16 protein-coding genes and 1 riboswitch are annotated in these 17313 nt (G+C 68.0%); of the genes, 3 read left to right on the forward strand and 13 right to left on the reverse strand.

Features of this window, described 5'->3' with window-relative positions:
* Positions 1–418: 418 nt before the first annotated feature.
* The 12 genes from QMG73_RS45725 to QMG73_RS45780 all read right to left on the reverse strand — a co-directional run bounded on the left by QMG73_RS45725 (position 419) and on the right by QMG73_RS45780 (position 13002).
* On the reverse strand, positions 419–1333 hold the full coding sequence (locus QMG73_RS45725) for a phosphotransferase enzyme family protein (RefSeq protein WP_281906412.1): 915 nt from the start codon (positions 1331–1333) through the stop codon (positions 419–421).
* The gene (locus tag QMG73_RS45730; protein ID WP_281906413.1) at positions 1330–2712 is read right to left on the reverse strand and encodes a helix-turn-helix domain-containing protein; all 1383 of its coding nucleotides are present in this window, start codon (positions 2710–2712) and stop codon (positions 1330–1332) included. Before QMG73_RS45730 ends, QMG73_RS45725 begins: the two co-directional genes overlap by 4 nt.
* 293 nt (positions 2713–3005) lie before the next feature.
* Positions 3006–4439 (reverse strand): glycine hydroxymethyltransferase, encoded by a 1434-nt coding sequence (locus QMG73_RS45735; RefSeq protein ID WP_281906414.1) that lies wholly within the window; start codon positions 4437–4439, stop codon positions 3006–3008.
* 22 nt (positions 4440–4461) lie between these two features.
* A riboswitch (ZMP/ZTP riboswitch) is annotated at positions 4462–4550 on the reverse strand.
* A 6-nt stretch (positions 4551–4556) separates the two neighbouring features.
* On the reverse strand, positions 4557–5582 hold the full coding sequence (locus QMG73_RS45740) for a TauD/TfdA dioxygenase family protein (RefSeq protein WP_281906416.1): 1026 nt from the start codon (positions 5580–5582) through the stop codon (positions 4557–4559).
* A 27-nt stretch (positions 5583–5609) separates the two neighbouring features.
* Positions 5610–6449, reverse strand: coding sequence for a phytanoyl-CoA dioxygenase family protein (locus QMG73_RS45745; RefSeq protein WP_281906418.1), 840 nt, complete (start codon positions 6447–6449; stop codon positions 5610–5612).
* A gap of 9 nt (positions 6450–6458) precedes the next feature.
* On the reverse strand, positions 6459–7412 hold the full coding sequence (locus tag QMG73_RS45750) for a hypothetical protein (protein WP_281906419.1): 954 nt from the start codon (positions 7410–7412) through the stop codon (positions 6459–6461).
* A complete protein-coding gene (locus QMG73_RS45755; protein ID WP_281906421.1) occupies positions 7413–8477 on the reverse strand; it encodes a methyltransferase domain-containing protein in 1065 nt (354 codons plus the stop codon).
* Between the two features lie 536 nt (positions 8478–9013).
* Positions 9014–9973 (reverse strand): phosphotransferase enzyme family protein, encoded by a 960-nt coding sequence (locus QMG73_RS45760; RefSeq protein ID WP_281906423.1) that lies wholly within the window; start codon positions 9971–9973, stop codon positions 9014–9016.
* A gap of 11 nt (positions 9974–9984) precedes the next feature.
* Positions 9985–11271, reverse strand: coding sequence for a helix-turn-helix domain-containing protein (locus tag QMG73_RS45765; protein ID WP_281906424.1), 1287 nt, complete (start codon positions 11269–11271; stop codon positions 9985–9987).
* Positions 11272–11449: 178 nt separating this feature from the next.
* Positions 11450–12301: a helix-turn-helix domain-containing protein gene (locus QMG73_RS45770; protein WP_281906426.1), complete on the reverse strand. Its 852-nt coding sequence runs from the start codon at positions 12299–12301 to the stop codon at positions 11450–11452.
* On the reverse strand, positions 12282–12800 hold the full coding sequence (locus tag QMG73_RS45775; protein ID WP_281906428.1) for a DUF6879 family protein: 519 nt from the start codon (positions 12798–12800) through the stop codon (positions 12282–12284). Before QMG73_RS45775 ends, QMG73_RS45770 begins: the two co-directional genes overlap by 20 nt.
* The gene (locus tag QMG73_RS45780; RefSeq protein WP_281906429.1) at positions 12784–13002 is read right to left on the reverse strand and encodes a hypothetical protein; all 219 of its coding nucleotides are present in this window, start codon (positions 13000–13002) and stop codon (positions 12784–12786) included. Before QMG73_RS45780 ends, QMG73_RS45775 begins: the two co-directional genes overlap by 17 nt.
* A 366-nt stretch (positions 13003–13368) precedes the next feature.
* Here QMG73_RS45780 and QMG73_RS45785 point away from each other — a divergent pair, with 366 nt between their 5' ends.
* From QMG73_RS45785 to QMG73_RS45795, 3 genes are read left to right on the forward strand one after another with little or no spacing between them, the layout of a single operon-like run.
* Complete coding sequence (locus tag QMG73_RS45785; protein WP_281906430.1) at positions 13369–14169, forward strand: helix-turn-helix transcriptional regulator; 801 nt, start codon at positions 13369–13371, stop codon at positions 14167–14169.
* A gap of 4 nt (positions 14170–14173) precedes the next feature.
* Positions 14174–15043, forward strand: a complete 870-nt coding sequence (locus QMG73_RS45790) for a helix-turn-helix domain-containing protein (RefSeq protein ID WP_281906431.1) — start codon at positions 14174–14176, stop codon at positions 15041–15043.
* Entirely contained in the window at positions 15040–15228 is a 189-nt protein-coding gene (locus QMG73_RS45795; protein WP_281906432.1) for a hypothetical protein, read from the forward strand. The genes QMG73_RS45790 and QMG73_RS45795 overlap by 4 nt, the downstream gene beginning before the upstream one ends.
* A 511-nt stretch (positions 15229–15739) precedes the next feature.
* On the opposite strand, the gene QMG73_RS45800 is transcribed toward QMG73_RS45795, so the two are convergent.
* On the reverse strand, positions 15740–17313 hold a 1574-nt coding region (locus QMG73_RS45800; protein ID WP_281906434.1), incomplete at its 5' end, for an ABC transporter ATP-binding protein.

Here is a 17313-nt window from a genome sequence, read left to right on the forward strand (position 1 = left end):
AGCTACCGCCCCAACAAGCGACCCGGCCGCCCCGGCTCGACAACCACCAGGGACACCAAGTAGAACATCAACCGAGGGCCACACCCTGGGGAATTACTTGAGCCCAGCCCCGGGGAATTCCGTGAGCGACGACATGCCCGGTGAATCGGAAGCTGGAACGGCGTGGTGGCGAGTCGTTCAGCGTTGCGACGGTCGCTGGCGTACCGGTTGAAGATCGGCTGCTGGTAGTGCGGACGGAGTCTGTCGGCAGCCCAAAGGCCGCGAGCGTCGCGGCGACTACCGACGGGCGTGGCGATGATGAGGGACGAGGCGGCCGAGTTCGCGGTCGCCTCGTTCGTCGCACATCCCAGCTTGGGAACACCGGGGGCTCCGACGCTGGCAGGGCTCACCTTGGTTGGCGACACAGCTCTCCCGCGTCTCAGCCGCCGAGTCGGGCGAATGGTGTCCACCGGGCCTCATGGTTGTCGGTGGCGATGGTGTCCAGGCGCACGGTGAACTCCCGGGCGATACCGGGGGCGCTGGCCAGTAGCGGGACGGCGGCGGTGACGAGCTTGAGTTCGCGGGCTTGGCGTAGTAGGGGCCAGTCGGGGTCTGTGGTGACGTCGTAGCCGTAGGCGGTGGCGAGGGCCCGGTGCGCGCCGGAACGCCCGAACCTGACCTCACCTGCGGCGACGGAGGCGAGGTCCACCTGCCAGGGGCCCAGGCAGGTGGCGTCGAAGTCGCACAGCACCACCTTGTGGTCCTGTCCGCGAACGAGGTTCCCGGCGTGTGCGTCGGCGTGGACGAGTCCTGGTTTGGTTCGCTGGTTGAGGTCGGCGACGCGTGGGGCCAGTTGGTCACACCAATGCTCGAGGAAGGCGCGGTCGTTGTCTGCGAGGGCTTCCGCGTCGGCCAGCCGCCGGCGGGCGTCACCGACGGGATCCCACGCCGGCAGGACGAACGGCGGTACGCCGAGTTCGTGGAACCTGCGCAGGACATGGCCAAGCTCTTCGTAGGTCGGCGCCGGCGGGGTCGGGGTGACGTAGTGCCACACCGTCGCGAGAAAGCCGTTGGCCGCCACGGGCTGATCCACCGACGCCAGGAGCCGCACGGTTGGCGCCTGCGCCTGCGCGAACCACTGGGCAAGTCGGGCGACCTTCTGGACACGATCGACGAAGGTCGTCGAGCGGGTGATGCGGATGACGATCCCAGCGCCAGGGAGCGCGAACACAGCGTTGTTGGTCAGACGAAGCAATTCCGCGTCGTCGGTGCAGACTGTCAGGTCAGCGGCGATCTGCCGCATGGCTGCCGTCATCACCTCGGCCGTGAATCGGCCTTCACCCTCACCGGTCATGCGGATGAGGGCGCCAGACTAGCGACCTTCCGGGCGAACTCTGCAACCTCCGGCCGGGCGAGATGGCGAGCGAAGTCGCTACGGAGATTGAGGATGCGGTCGAAGGCCCGCTTTGAGGTCAGCTTCCGCGCGCGGGCCAAGGCCCGCTCCCCCACCACGACCGCGCGGTCGGGTTGGTCGGCAAGGAACAGCGCGCCGCAGAGCCCTACCTCGTTGAGGACGGCGCTGCGGGCCTGCTGCGGCCCGAACGCCGCAATCGCGTCGGCATACCACTGGACCGCGGTGGCCCCGCGTCGGCTGCCTGGCTCGTGGCGAGCCAGTTCCCGGTAGGTCGCCGCATGCTCAGCCAGCAACTCGCCATGGTCGAAGAACCGGATCCACTCCGGTTCCCGGTCGGGCTTGATGCGGTCGAACGCTTCCCGCGCCCGCCCGAGCAGGTCTCGGGCTGCCCGGGCGTCGCCGATCGCGGCAAGGGAGGTGGCCTCGGTGCCGTAGAGGCGGGCCTGGACCGCTGGCGTGGCAACGGTGTCGCCTATTTGATCGCGTGCCAGCCGCACCGTGTCAACGGCGTCTCGGTGATGCCGAAGGTGCTGGAACTGGCGCGCCTGCGCGTAGCGCACATTCGCGGCCAGCAGCAGGTCGCCGGAGGCGACGGCGGCGCGCTCCGCGGCCAGCAGGTGCCGCTGGGCATCGCTGTGTCGCGCGCAGTCAAAGGCCATCCATCCGGCGAGTTGCCGGGCCGCGGCGATGGACGCGTACAGGCGCGGTTCGAGAGCACCCGGATACTCGTACAGCGATCGGTCCTGCAGAGCAGAGGCCGCCTCTGCCAAGCGGGCTACCTCGCCATAGACAGCACCGCTACCGAATTCGGAGTCGATTGACCGGTACAGGACCAAAATCGCGTCGAGTCGGGCTATGTCACTGGCACCGATCCGACGGGGCTGCGTCGTTACGGGAAGGCCAAGTAGCCCGGAGGCGCCGAGAAGTAGACCGACAGCCGTCAGGAATGATCGTCGGTCGTCGCCCGGTAGACCGGCCATTCCTGCCTTGGACTCGGCTGCCTCTATCCGTTCAATGTCGGCGCCTGCCTCGTACCGCGCCTGCGCGATATAGGCCAGGCCGAGCATGCCCCGCTCAATTTTCAGCCCGGCTGCGATCCGTTCAAGTACCTGGTACGAGGTGATCTGCTGGCTTCCTCGGGCAATCGCGCGCACCCTGGTCTCGGTCAGGCCGGTCGCCGCCGCGATCGCGGCACGGCTCCAGCCGCGGGTCTTGAGGAAACGGAAGATCGCCCCGATGTCGCGGGCGGCAAGGAACTGGTAAACGGGACGGCCATCGAAGACGCCGTCGGTCCACCAGGATGCTTCCGCTTGTCTCACCACACCTCCGCCAGTTGTCTTACCCCGAACGTAGCGGCTCATGTCGGTACGCGCGATCCCGCTCTCTACGCCGGCAGCGGCCGGGACCGGAGCAGGTGGCGAGGCTGCCGCCCGCCAACCAGCCGGCGTAGAGCGTTGGTGGTACGACGCCTTCTGCTGCCGTTAACCCTGGCCTACGCCGCCTGATCACGACCAGCCTTCGCTGGGGGTCCACGATGGACCCCCAGCCTTACCAGCAACAGCCCTGCTGGGGTGTCACGGTTTGACGGCCTCCCACGGCCGGAGCGCAGCTGCTACCCCAGGTCGATCGTTGGGTACAGCGGGAACGGCGCCAACAGGTCGGCGGCACTCTGGCTGAGTTTCGCGGCCAGTGCGGCGTCGAGGGTGTATCGGGCTTTGGAGCCGGCCGTGGGTTGGGTGTGGGTCAGGACGGTATGGATGAGGTCGGCGACCTGGTCCATCTCGCCGGTTCCGAGACCGCGGGTGGTTAGTGCTGGGGTGCCGACGCGGATGCCGGAGGTGTACCAGGCGCCGTTGGGGTCGCGTGGGATGGCGTTGCGGTTGGTGACGATTCCGGCGTCCAGGAGGGCGGCTTCGGCTTGGCGGCCGGTCAGGCCGTAGATGGAGACGTCGATGAGGGCGAGGTGGTTGCTGGTGCCGCCAGTGACCAGGGCGACGCTGCGGCGGAGCAGGCCGTCGGCGAGCGCGGCCGCGTTGTCGACGACCTGCCGAGCGTAGTCGCGGAAGGCGGGTGTGCCGGCCTCGGCGAGGGCGACGGCTTTTGCAGCGATCACGTGTGGCAGTGGTCCGCCGAGGACCATGGGGCAGCCGCGGTCGACCTGCTCGGCCAGCTCCGGTTGGCACAGCACCATGCCGCCGCGTGGGCCGCGCAGGGTTTTGTGGGTGGTGGTGGACACGATGTGGGCGTGCGGGACCGGGTCGTGGTCGCCGACCAGGACCTTCCCGGCGACCAGGCCGGCGAAGTGGGCCATGTCGACCATCAGGACCGCGCCGACCTCGTCGGCGATCTCCCGCATGGTCGCGAAGTTGATCAGGCGGGGGTAGGCGGAGTAGCCGGCGAGCAGGATCAGCGGCCGGAACTCCCGCGCTATGTCGCGCACCATCGCGTAGTCGATCAGTCCGGTGGCCGGGTCGACGCCGTAGCTTCGCTGGTCGAACATCTTGCCGGAGATGTTCGGACGGAAGCCGTGGGTCAGGTGCCCGCCGGCGTCCAGCGACATGCCCAGCAGCCGCTGCTCACCGAGCTCTCGGCGCAGGGCGGCCCAGTCTTCGTCGGTGAGGTCGTTGACGTGCCGTGCCTGCGCCCGCTCCAATGCTGGGGTCTCGACCCGGTCGGCGAGCACCGCCCAGAACGCGACCAGGTTCGCGTCGATGCCGGAGTGTGGTTGGACGTAGGCGTGCGCGGCGCCGAACACGGTCCGGGCGTGTTCGGCGGCGATCGTCTCCAGGGTGTCGACGTTGGCGCAGCCGGCGTAGAAGCGGCGGGCGATGGTGCCTTCGGCGTACTTGTCGGAAAGCCAGTTCCCCATCGCCAACAGCACGGCCGGGGAGGCGTAGTTCTCGCTCGCGATCAGCTTCAACGCGGCACGCTGATCGGCAAGCTCGGCGCGGATCGCGGCGGCGACGCGCGGCTCGACCGCGCCGATCACCTCGAGAGCCGCAGTAGCGGCGCGGGTTTCAGCGCTGGCTGATGATGCTGTGGTCATGGCGGGGTCCTTCCGGGTTTGGTTGGAAGGCCCAGGCGCGCGACCAAATGCGGGAACGGGGCCGCTCCCCGATGGTGTCTCCCCATCTGAGCGCCAGTCACGGCCCTGACCGGGATGCTAGCAGCGGCCGGCCGCCTGCTCCGGTAGCAGCGCGGACCCTGTCGGACCGGATCCGTCGGGGTGGCCCGAACTGGTGAACAGTTCGCCACTGAGTACGCGTGAGGGGCGGCCGTCGGGGCTGACCGGGACGTCACCGGTCAGGGTGACCCGGTACAGCCGTCGCTGCACGTTCAGGTGGCTGTGGTCGAGGGCGGCCAGGTGCGCGGTGGTCCGGTTGTCCCACATCGCGACGGTGCCGGGCCGCCACCGTAGCCGTACTCGGTACTCGTCGCGAGCCAGCTGCTGGTAGAGCAGATCGAGCAGGTGCGCGCTTTCGGCTGTGGTCAGGTCGACGATGTGGCTGGTTGTGGACGGGCTGAGGAACAGCGCCCGCTCGCCGGTCTCGGGGATGACGCGTACGACGGGGTGTTCGGCGATGTGCGGCCGCGCGTTGATCACGGTCAGGATCGACGCGACCTGCGGATCGTGGGCGGGCATGTCGAATCCGGCCAGGAACTGATGCTGGGCCCACAGGCCGTCGACGAGGCGTCGTAGCGGCGGGGAGAGCCCTTCGTAGGCGGCCACCAGGTTGGTCCAGTGGGTGTCGCCGCCATAGGCGGGCACGATGTCGGCGCGCAGGATCGAGGCGGCTGGCGGGTTGACGGTCGCGGAGTTGTCGATGTGCCATCCGGACAGGAAGTGACGGCGGCGCCGGCGGAAGCGTTCTTCGAAGTCTTCGCCGTAGCGGTGTTCGTCGACCCGGGGGTCGACCGTCAGGATCTCGGGAAACTGGGGGTCGATGCCCGGCTCGTGCGGGTCGGCGGCGGTGGGCGTACCGAACTGGCGGGCCAACGCAACATGGGCGGCGTGGTCGAGGTGCTGGCCGTGGAAGAACAGCACCTTGTACGTCAGCAACGCCTTCTTCAAGGCCGCCACGGTCGCCGAGGACAGTGGTTGGGTCAAGTCCACGCCGGACACCTCAGCGCCGATGTGCCCGGCGACCGGCTCGACACGCAGACCGGTGGTAGTGCTGGAAGTGGTCACGGCTTTCTCCTTCCGGGAGGTCGTTGGTCAGTAGTTGCCGGTCGTGGGGTTGATGCCGCCGAGCCCGAGCAGTTCCAGCAGGGGTTCGTCGCGGCGGGCGCGGGCCTGCTCGATCAGCTGCTGGTAGGCCGGCGTCGGTAGCGAGGGTTCGAAGTTGAACGGTGCGGTGAAGATCCCGGACAGTTGAAGGGTGAGCAGCCGGCGCCGGATGGTGGGGCTGTGGTTGGGGCCGCCGCGGTGCCACAGGGCGGCGTTCATGAGCACGACCTGGCCGGGTTGGACGCATACCGCGACCTGCTCGTCGAGGTCGTCGTGGGTGGCCGGTGGCTGCTCGGCCCACATGTGGCTGCCCGGCACCACAAACAACGGGCCGGTCTCTACATTGATGGCGTCGAGGTAGAGCAGCACGGTGATCACCGGCGGGGCCGACGGCAGCGGCGGTGCCGGGGTGGTGTGCGGCCGGTAGTCGGTGTGCCAGATGGTGTCCTCGCCGCTACCGGGTTGGGTGACCCTAATGTTGCTGTTGCGTAGCACCACCCGCGGACCCAGCAGGCACCGGACGGTATCGGCGATCGGAAAGGCCACCAGGGCGCCGGTGACGATGCGCGGGTCTTGCTTGTGCCCGTCGCGTACATACTGCCCGGCGAACTCTTCGCGGTAGGTGCGTTCCGCGGCGTCGGGGAACCGTTCGGCGACCAACGCGTCGACGGCGGCGCGGAGTCCGGCGATGCTGGCCGCTGGCATCCGCCGCCGGGGTAACACGAGGCCGTCGCGCAGGAACGTGTGTTCCTCGTCCGGGTCGAGGATGCTGACGCACTCGCGCTCCGGCTGGGCCACCGGGCTGTGGATCGTGTACGTGACGCTCATGTGCCTCACCTACGTCGGTTTGGGGTGGCGTTGCAGCATCGTTGTCGGCTGCAGCCGGTGGTCGGGGAAGGTACGTACCTTGAACGCGTGCAGGGAGCGCGTCTCGGACCCGCCGAGGTTGAGCGCGGCCGCGCCCGCGCGCCGCTGCTGCAAATAGATCAGCCATAGCAGGTAGGTGGCCAGCCGCGGCACCTCCCGCGCCGCGAGGTAGTAGCCGTGGGCGATACCCGTGACGTTCCCGGTCACCGCGAACCCCGCCAGCCCGTCGCGGATCAGGTAGTGGTAGGTCAACCAGTCGTGCCGCCGGGTGGTGAGGCTGGCCAGCACCGCGGCGTTGAAGCCACGCTCATGCCCGTCGTAGCCAGCCACCCGGGCGCTATTACTCTCGACGAGCTCCGCTTCGCCGAGGCCCAGGGGAACTGGTGAGCAAAGGTAGGTGTGTCCGGCGGCGTGGCGGACGATCGCTTCCCTGATCGGCTTGTACCGCTGCCCGGCCGGCACCTCGATCGGTGGCGCGGTGACGATCACTTCTGGATGAGCCTCGTCGTCCAGCGGCGCCGAGCGGTGCCACGGATCGGCCATCGGCGCCCAGCCCAGCTCCCCCAGCCGGCAGGCAACCTGGTGGGCGCAGTAGCGGACCACCAGCGGGCACGGCAGTCCCGCGGACACGGCGGCGTCGGCGAGCTGCTCCAGTAGAGCCACCACCGCATCGGTCCCACCAACCGGGCGGAGCACCACCAGCCGGCCGACATCAGCACGCCATGTCAGGACCGCCGCGGCATTCCCGGTGGACACCACATAGCCGCGCCCACGGGCCCGGAGCCAGTAGAACATGCCGTGACTGCCATGCACGTCGGCGCCGTCCTGGAGCCAGGTAGGTAGCAGGTCGGCCCGGTTCGGCTCGGCCAGCTCGCTGACCTCGAAGCCCGACCGCCTCCGCAACGTCCACATCAGATTCCGCACCTATCCATCCCCCTTTCGCAGACTCCACACATGCGTGCTGGCGGACGGGCTGAACTCGGCCCGGTGCAGATCGCGGACCCGATCCACCCTCAGGCCCGCCGATTCGGCGAGCCGGTGCACCTGGAACGCGTCCAGGGCGTATTGGACGTGCTGCTCCTCCCAGCGCACGGCACCGGTCTGGTCGTAGCGGGTCAGCGTGGTGACGCACCTGCTGCCGGCGCGGTCGGCGCGGTGGCGCCAATGCAGCGTCCCATCCGCCAACTGGTCGGTGTGATGGTGGTCGCGCCACTGCTGGCACAGCAGGTGCGGCGACGAGTAGTCGAACACCAGCCAGCCGCCCGGCTTGAGGACCCGCCCTACCTCGCCCAGGCACCGACCCAACCGGGTGCCATCCAGATAGTTCAGACTGTCGAACCCCGACACCGTCACGTCCGCGAAGCCGGATGGCAGCGGGATCTGGCACAGATCCGCCTCGACGAGCTGCCGGTACGAGCCTCCCGCCTGCCGCAGCATTTCTATGCTGGCATCGAGCCCAACCAGAGTCAGGTTGTCGTCGAGGCTACGCAGAAGCCGCCCACCGACACCCGTACCAGCGGCGAGATCCACGACCGTCGCCCCCGCCGGCACACCGATCCGTGCCAGCTCGGCCAGAATCCCCTGCTGCCACGTCCGCACCGCCAAGTCACCAAGGAGCCTGTCGTACTCCTCGGCGAACCCCTGGTACGGCAGGGTTTGGTCATCCGTGGATCGGTCGGCCCGCGGGGTCGGCCACGGTTCGCTCGCCGACACATGGAAGGCACTCCCACGCGGGGCTACGCGCAGCAACCCATCAAACGCGCTGATGACCTCACCCACCAGCGGCAACGCGCTCTGCCGGTCCACCGCCGCGCGGTCCTCGAAGACCTCGACTGAAACGAACCGACAGCCATCGTCTGGATCTTGCAGAATGTCGAAGTGGCGGACGCCGAGAACCTGTCTGCTCTGCCGAACCAGCTCCGCGAACATTGTTGTCGCTCGCGGCAACTGCTCCGGTCGCACCTCGACTTCAACGCGATAGATGATCACGTTTGGACCTTCGTAGTTGACGGCGGACTTTCTGGGCCGTGGCCAGAAGACTGGGTGGCGAGCGACGGCCTGTAGCGAGCCTCGCTTGGTGGACTTGTGGCAGCTGGCGTACCGGCCACGCCGACCGGCGGCGGCAGTCGGGGTGGGTGTGCCGCCGCCTGCCAGAGCAGGCGGCGGCACACCCCGGTGAAGGGTTCCGGCGCGGGTGGCGTTCGGAAGGCCGGCGCCGGCGCCCTTCATGAGAAACGATCGTGTGCGGTCGCAGCAGGCCCTGTCGCGACCGCGGCTCCATCACCGCTTTCGTCGTTCGGGACGTTCCCGCCACCGCCACTCCCGTCCGGATGGTTGGCACCCGACCGGGCGGAGGCTCGGTCACGACCGGCCGGGGCGCAAGTCCGGCTGGCGCGCAGGGGCGCGCGTCAACCATCCGTCGGCCTACGACGCTCGGTGCTAGAGCGCCTGCCGACTCCTTTAGCCTGTCCGATCAGACCTTGCCGCAAACAGCCTCCGGTAGGGGTCCACGATGGACCCCAGCATCACCGGTAGCGATGCCACGTGACGCCGTGGTTGTCGACCAGGCCGGTACGCAGCCGGTGGCCCGCCTCGTCGGCGACATCGGGCCGCCCGGCGAGGTTGGCGATCACACTGGTCATTAGTTGTAGCTCACGGATCTGCCGCAGGGTTTCCCATGCCGGGCACGTCGTGACGTCCAATCCGTAGGCGTCCGCGAGCGCGCGGTGTCGGCTAGGGTTGTCGCCGAACCGAGCGGCGCCGTGCGCCGTTGGCACGAGATCCCACTCCGGTGGACCGACCGCCACGGAATCGAGATCGCAGATCACCGCCGCGCCGTCTCGGTCCAGGAGAAGGTTTCCGGTGTGCGCGTCGCCGTGGATGACCGATTGCGGCAGTGTCCATTCAGCGGCCTTCACCGCCGCCGCTAGCTCGTCCGCGCGCTGCCGGAGCTGGGACATGATCTGGTCCAGTGACAGTCCAACCACGACGGTTGCCCAACGCTGAAGCTCGCTCCTGCTTGCCGCGTCGAGGGTTTCCACCTGAGCGACCCGGTTACGGGCCTTCGAGACTGGATCCCACAGAGGCAACTCAAAAGGCGCGCCGGCGGCATGAATGGCGCGCAGCGGCGCGACGAGCGCAGCGGGCGCGATCCGGTGCTCGGGCGGCTGTGGGAGGAACTCCCAGACGGTCGCCGACCAGCCGTCGGCGTGTATCGGTTCGCCGAGCCCGGTAGCGAGGCGAACGGTGGGCATGCCGCGTTCGGCGAACGCTGCGGCTATCTGCGCCACGCGAACAGCCCGCGCTCGGGCCTGCGGTCCGGCAGCCATCCGGATCACGACGCCGGCGGCCGGCAGCTCGTAGACGGCGTTCATGGTGTAACGCACCAGCCTCGCGCCGGCCGGATCGATGCGCCCCTGCCGGCATACCGCCGTCAACGCCGATTCCAGCCGTGCACGCTCCTGATCGCTGAGCTGGGTCGCCACCAGTAGGCAGGCTAGCCGTTCGGCAGAGCCGCGATGCGCTCAAGGACGGCCGCGACGCCGCTATGCGCCGCATAGGGCATCGCATACTCGGCCATGCCGCGCAGCCGGTCGACGGCTCTGGCGGAGGCACTGCCGATTGTCAGATCAACCGCGACGTGGCCGTGCTGCTCGAATGTCTTGGGCTGTGCGTCCAGGAGGTAGCCGGTCGCTAGCGAGATGGCATCGAACGTGCGGCTACGCGCCTCGCCGGCGCGCCGCCGGGCCAGTGCGCGTTCCGCGCGCTCGAGCGCGGCCGGCGCGTACCGTGCCCGATGCTCGTGATGTCCGGCCAGGCAGCCGTAGGCGACGGCGGAGATCCCATCGAAGTCGGCCGGTGCCAGGAAGAACCGCGCCCAGGACGGGGCGGTGTCCACGTCGACGCGGCCGAGTTCGGCCTGGGATCTGGCCAGTGCGTCACGGACGCGTTCGTCCGCGCCGAGCAGCGCGTACGCCCACGCCTCGTTTGCGTGCAGCACAGCAACCGAGACCAGACAACCGCCGTCCTGTGCGACGATCTGGCCCAGCTGCCACAGCTTGAGCGCGTCCTCGGCCCGGCCCTGGTGGATCGATACCCGGCCCAGCCGATAGAACGCGGCCGAGATCAGACCGAGGTTGTCGATCTCGCGGGCCAGCGCGAGCCCTGCGGTCAGGTACGTCCTGGCCCCCGTGTGGTCGCCGAGGTCGTGAGAGGCCCAACCGACGATCTGGTAGAGGTCCGACAGCGCTGCTCGCAGCTCGCGATAGGTGGTGGATGTGTCGCAGCGGCCGGACAGCATGCCGTGAGCCCACCGCACGTATGCGGCGCCCGACTCACGGCACGCTCCCCCGCCGTGCTCGGCGTCGAAACGGCGGTGCTGCTCGCTAATCTCGCGCAGCACGCATACATGCACGCTCGTGACGGTTGCAGGCGACCCAAGAGCCACCGACGGTGGCGGGGGCAGCAGCCGGTCGGGATTGACCGGTACCCTTCCGACAGCCATCGCAGCCAGTGATCCAACGAAATCGGGGTCGGCGGTTGGGTCTGGCTGCGGCGCCTCGGACGGCCGCGCCGCAGCGGCGAGGTCCTCGCTGTAGCCGAGGCCGATCAGACCCCGATCGATCTGTAGACCAGCAGCGATACGTTCCAGCACATCGTACGAGGTCACCTGCTGCCGGGCCTGACAGATCTGCCGAACCCTGGTCTCGGACAGGCCAGTGGCGGCCGCAATCGCCGCCCGGCTCCAGCCACGCCTCTTCAGAAACCGGAACAGGCTGGTCACATCCCGCCGGCGCAGAATCTGCGAGATCGGCTGTCCCTCGAAAGTCCCGCGTCTCCACCAACCTGGGTCAGCTCGGGGAAGCATCAACACAGCAGACTCCTCCGCGCACGCCAGCAATTCCATCCGTGACTGTAAGAAGGCGTTGCGTGACCGGTCTACGATGTTGCGGAATGTTGCGTCACGGAAGTTCCTCGATCGCCTTCCTGATCAGCTCGCGCGCTTGCCGGCCGTATCGGGCAACGTTCTGGAGGTGTTGAAACATGCGGCCGTACAGTTCGATCTCGTGTGGCCGGGTGATCTCGATACTCGCCGTCGGCGTCTCCAGGGCGACGAGCGCGTTGTCGAAGATCCAGAAACCTGTGGAGGCCACGGCGGCTCGTTCGGTCATCATCGGGACGACGCCGACCGACACATTGGGCAGTGACATGACGGCCAGCAGCCGGTCCAGCTGACCTGCCTGCGTTTCGGCGTCACCGAACCAAGTCCGTAGCGCCTGCTCCTCAAGCACCACGACGAAGCGTTTGCCGCGCGTGTAGATGACCCGCTGGCGCTCCATGCGGGCGGCGACCGCTTCGTCCCGATCGTTCGGCGTATCCAGAAAGTCGATCCAGAACGAGAGCATGGCGGCCGAGTAGTCCGCGGTCTGAAACAGGCCTGGTATCACGTTGTGCTCGTAAATACGGAACACGGCCGTGTCCTCGTACAGCGCCATGGTGTGTGCGCCGAGCACACGCTTCATTCCGGCCTTGCTCTGCCGCTTGAACTCCAGGTACGCCGACTCGACGGCACGCAGTGTCGCGATCAGGTCGGGAGTCTGGTCCTCAGCCTGACATGCTCGGCACCAGGTGCGAATGTCCGCCTCGGTCGGCGGCTGAACACCGTGCTCGATCTTGCTTACTCTCGTGTAGTGCTGCCCCGTCGCGGTCGCCAGCGCCCGCGCGGTGAGCTCCGCCTCGCGGCGAATCTCTCGAAGACGGGCGCCTAATGCCTCCTGGGCCTGCCGGGCCGCGCTAGACGGGCTGGTAGTCACGGTGAGCAACGGCGAACTGCCACACTGCCTCGAACGAGGTACGACACAGCTCGACGTCGGCGGGATCGGTTGACGCCACCTTGTCGACGGCCAGGCCGTTGCCCGCGTAGTGAAGGAAGACGACCAGCCGGTCGTCGAAGACGTAGAAGTCGTTGCCAGGAATAGGGATCGAGGAGACAAGGCGACGGGGGACCCACCGGATGTCCTCACCTGCCTCGACCATCGGATGGGCGATGCTGTGCGACCAGCGCTGGTAGTCACTCAGCGGCTCGGAGACGATGCGGGCGCGCCGGACGGTACGTCCGGCGCTGACATGTCCGCGCAGCGTCTCGCACCAGCTCTGCAGCCAGGCAAGATCATCCGGTTCCCCAGCGGCCCATTTCGCCATGTGCGGCAGCTCCACCGCCGTGCCGTAGGCGTCGCGGGTCTCCAGGTGAATCGCTGAGCGCTCGAAGCTCGACAGCAGCCTGTCAAACTCCTGCTCAGCTATCGAGGCCACGGTCCCCCTGCCTAAAGAACTGGAGCATCCGGTCCGGGATCTCCACCGCGGTCTCCCCGTCGGGGATATCCATCTGCGTCAGCGCCTGCGGGTCCGTGACGACCCAACCTTGCACCACCCAGCTGCCCCGGTCCGTGCGATACACCGTGGGCGAGCCCGTCGGATTCGAGTCCGGGTCATTGCCGATGAAGGTCAGACGCATGATCGGCTCCCTTGAACGGCGGTTGCGAAAAGTTGCGTCGCATCCATCATCGATCGCCGCGTCACCTTCCGTCAAGGCGCCGTACACGGCACGCTGACCCGGCTCCCCCTCCGCACTTGCCGGTCCATCTTGGACCCTCACCGTGAGCTTCGTAGGGGTTGGTGCGATCGGCCAGGGTGAACAGGTCAGCGGCACCGAGTCACCAAGCGGTCAATGCTGACGGTTGGCGGTTCGGTTCCGGCGCTGGCGAACCCAGCAAGGTCACGCCAGCCAGCATTTCCGAGGTCTCGGTGTAGCGCCCTCCTCGGTAGCGGCGCAACCCCAAACCTTCACAGTCCACGATCGTTCGACTCGGGGAACGCAAGGATGAGAAAAGATCACCGTGTTCCGTCGCTGCGGTCTATTTGGTTGGGACAGCGGATGCGTCACCTGCGCAACGAGCAGGGCTTGACGATCAAGTACGTCGCTTCCGCCGTCGAGGTGGACTTCAGCCTGATCGCACGGTTCGAACGCGGCGAGCACCCGCTCACCCGCGACCAGATGACCACCCTACTGGCCGTATACCGGCTCTACGAACCCCGCCAGCGGGAGATGCTGCTGCGGTTGGCGCAGGCGGTGTGGCGGCCACGCTGGGAGGTCGACTTCGACGGCGCCGTGCCGGACGAAGCGTTCGTCGACGTGCTGTGGCTGGAATCCGAAGCCGACCGCATCCGCATCTACAGTCCGCTGACGATCCCTGACCTACTTGGCGCCGAACGGTCCGACGACGACCCGGCGAATCCGCAAGAGCGCTTGGCCGCCGAACGACGGCACGCCCTGCACGGGCAGCCACCCGTCGATCTGACGGTAGTGATGGACGAATGCGCCCTTTGGCACCCCCACGGCGACCGCAGGCCACCGCTGGAAGCCGGCGCATCGGTTCGGGTGCTACCAGCCCAAGCGCCGCGCCCGCCCGGCGCCACCGTGCCCTTCACGATCTACTGCCTGCCAGACCCCTACCCGCCCGCAGTGGTCCACATCGAACACCTCAGCGGCCGGCTGCTGCTCACCGACGCCAGCCCATATCTGACCCTCTTCGAAGCCCTGCGCCGCACGGCCCTGGACCCCGACCAGTCGCGGCAACTAATCGCGACCGCTCAGAACACAAACCCCAGTCAAGAAAGGTGACATCGTGCCCACCAAACGCGAACAGTTCATGCAAAGCCTACGCGCCCAATACCTGGGTGAACGGATGCGCGAGCTGCGCGACGACCTGGGTCTGACCCTCAAGTACGTATCCGAATACCTGGGCGTCGAGTTCTCCACCCTGGCCCGCTACGAACGCGCCGAGTGGCCGTTCCGCAAAGACCACGTCACCGCACTGCTCGACGTGTACAACGTCTACGACGAGGAAGACCGGCTCAAGCTGGTCAAGTTGGCCGAACACGCCTGGCGGGTCAACCAGTGGCAGCTGGACGGCATCCGCCCGGCAGACCCGGACCGGCCCGTCGTGGACCGCTGGTGGGTCCAACAGCGGACCAAAACCATCCACGTCTACGGCGCCACCGTCATCCCGGACGTGATGCAGGTGGGCGCCTACGCCAACACCCTGGCCAAGCCCTTCCTGCCCGAACCGGTCGCCGACCACACCGTCCGCGCCGCCGCACACACCGCCGAACAGCGGCGCCCCAACCTGTACGACCGCGAGGTCGAGGTGCACGCCGTCATCGAACAGGCCGCGCTGACCCGCCGCATCGGGGCGCGGGAGGTCATGCAGGCGCAGCTGGAGCACCTGACCCGGCTGGCTCGGCTGCCCAACGTGCAGATCCAGATCCTGGACAGCACGGGCGCCCACCCGGGTGTGCACGGCCCGTTCACGGTCTACCATCTGCGCGCCCCGTACCCGCCGGTCGCCTGCGTGGACCACCTCGGCGGCACCCTTCTGCTCGAAGGCGAGTCGGCCGCCCGGTACGTGAAGGCATTCACCGAACTGGCCAAGGACCACTCCCGCACCGACACCGAGTCCGCCGCCATCATCGAAACCCTCAAGGAGGACCTATGAGCCCCAGCCCGGACGAGCGTGTCGAACTGCCCGACGCGGCGATCACCACCGGCGCCCAGGCCGTCGCCGCGTTCGCGAACAAGCACCAGCTCCAGATCCCGCCGGCGTTGCGCGAAGACCTCGCCCGTGACGTGCTCACCGCCGCCCACACGCACCTGTTCACCGGCCGCGACCCGAAGCAGTAGCCGAGGCACCCCTTACGTGCGAGGCATGACCCCTGCCCGCCGTTGCAGAGAGGACCAAATGCCGCAGCGGCGGGCGGACGTCCAGTCCGCTGCGTCGTCCATCGTGACGGTCACTAGCCGCGGTCCCGTCCCCTGCCGTGTCGCGATCCGCGACGCGATCTGGATGAGCACGAATTCACGGCGGGATGCGCACGGTGAGGTTCCTGTCGCCCTGTTGGTCGCCGTCATCACGGTGAGGATCTGGGCATCCGGCTGGGGCCGGGCGGTATACGTCGGATGGGGTCAGTGCCCGTGGTGATGACGTGCTCGGCCTGGTCTGATCCTCCGCAGTGGACACATTCGGACGCAGCGAGCCATCACGAGCTGCGCCCTTCCCAAGATGGAGCGTGGTAGGCAATGCTGCGCACTCACGACGGGAATCCTTCGCCGCGATGCCGCTGAACACCGATCGGCGCCGGACAACAGCCATCGCCGGGCGTCGGTGAGCGCGATCATTCGAGATCGAAGCCGATCATGAGTAATGTCCGGCGGCGGGGACCGTGTAGCCGGCTGACTGTAACGAGAAGAGATCTGCGTACAAACCGCCTGCGGCCACGAGCTGGCCGTGGGTGCCGGACTCTACGAGGGCGCCCTTCTCCAGGACGTAGATGCGGTCGGCGTGCACGACGTTGGCCAGCCGGTGGGTGATCAGGATGGTGGTCTGCCGGCCCTGGCGGCTGCGGATGGCTTGGAAGAGTGTGTCTTCTGCGCGTGGGTCGAGGGCAGAGGACGGTTCGTCCATGATGAGCAGTTCAGCGTCGCTGTAGAAGCCTCGAGCGGCGGTGATCCGCTGCCATTGGCCACCGGACAGGTCTTGACCGTCTTTGAATGTGCGGTCGAGCAGCGTGTCGTACCCCTGAGGCAGCTCATGGATCATGTCGTGGGCAGCGGCCAGGCCGGCGGCGGCCTCGATCCGCCCGCGGTCGGGTTCGGCATCGATCTCGCCGGTGGCGATGTTGGTGGCCGCGGTGAACGGCCACTTGTGGTGTTCCTGCAGCACCACGGCGATCTTCCGGTGCAGTGCGTCACGATCCCACTCCCGCAGTGGACGGCCGTTCCACCAGATGCTGCCGCCTGTGGGCGTGCGTAACCCGGCGATGATCGCCGCAAGGGTGGACTTGCCGGAGCCGTTTTCGCCGACAAGCGCCACCGTTTCCCCGGCGCGGATGGTCAGGGTGACGTCGTGCACCGCGGGGGTGTCCCGATCCGGGTAGCGCAGGCTGACTTCGCGGACTGACAGTTCCCGGAGCTCGTCGGGGCGTGCCGTGCCGGCCTGGTCGGCTGCGGGGAGGTAGGTGTCGGCGCGGTGCAGGAAGTTGACGTACTCGTTGAAGAACTGGCCGTTGGCGAAGACCCGGTCGACCTGGAAGGTCACCAGCGTGAGCGCGCGCTGCGCGGCCTGCACCGCGACCACGCAGGTCGCCGCCGCGGCGAGAGGGATCTGTCCTTTCAACAGCAGCGCCCCGAGCAGCGCGTACACCCCCGCCAGGGCGGCCCCGCTGACCAGCGCGCCGAGGCTGGTGGTCGTGGTCACCCGACGGGCAAGGCGCAGCTCGATCTTGGTGTGCGCGTCCATCACCCGGTCGTACTGGTCCAGCAGGAAGCCGCGCAGCCGGTAGGAGCGCAACTCCGGCGCCGAGATCCGCTCGGCCATCAGGCGCTGAAGCACCCACAGCCGGCGGCGGCGCGCCGATCCGGCGAGGTAGGTCTTGAACTTCTCGTGCCCAGCCCGCAGCGCCGCATACGCGTTGGGCACCGTGGCCACCAGCAGCGCGACCAACAGCAGCGGGTGGATCACCACCACGGCGACGGTGACCGCGAGCAAACTCACCACCCCAGCCAGCAGGTTGAACACCTCCTGCACGAGCACGATCGCCGATTCGGTGCCTCGGGAGGCGCGCTCCATGTCATCGGCGAAGGCATCCTCGTCGAACGCCTCCAGCCGCACCGCAGACGTGGTCTCGAACAGGCGGCGCTCGACGTCCCGGTTCACCTGCGGGGTCAGGCCGTTCAACGCGTAGCCGGTGACGATGCCCAACCCGCCGC

It is taken from the genome of Phytohabitans aurantiacus (genome assembly GCF_027923225.1).
GTDB classification, from domain to species: domain Bacteria; phylum Actinomycetota; class Actinomycetes; order Mycobacteriales; family Micromonosporaceae; genus Phytohabitans; species Phytohabitans aurantiacus.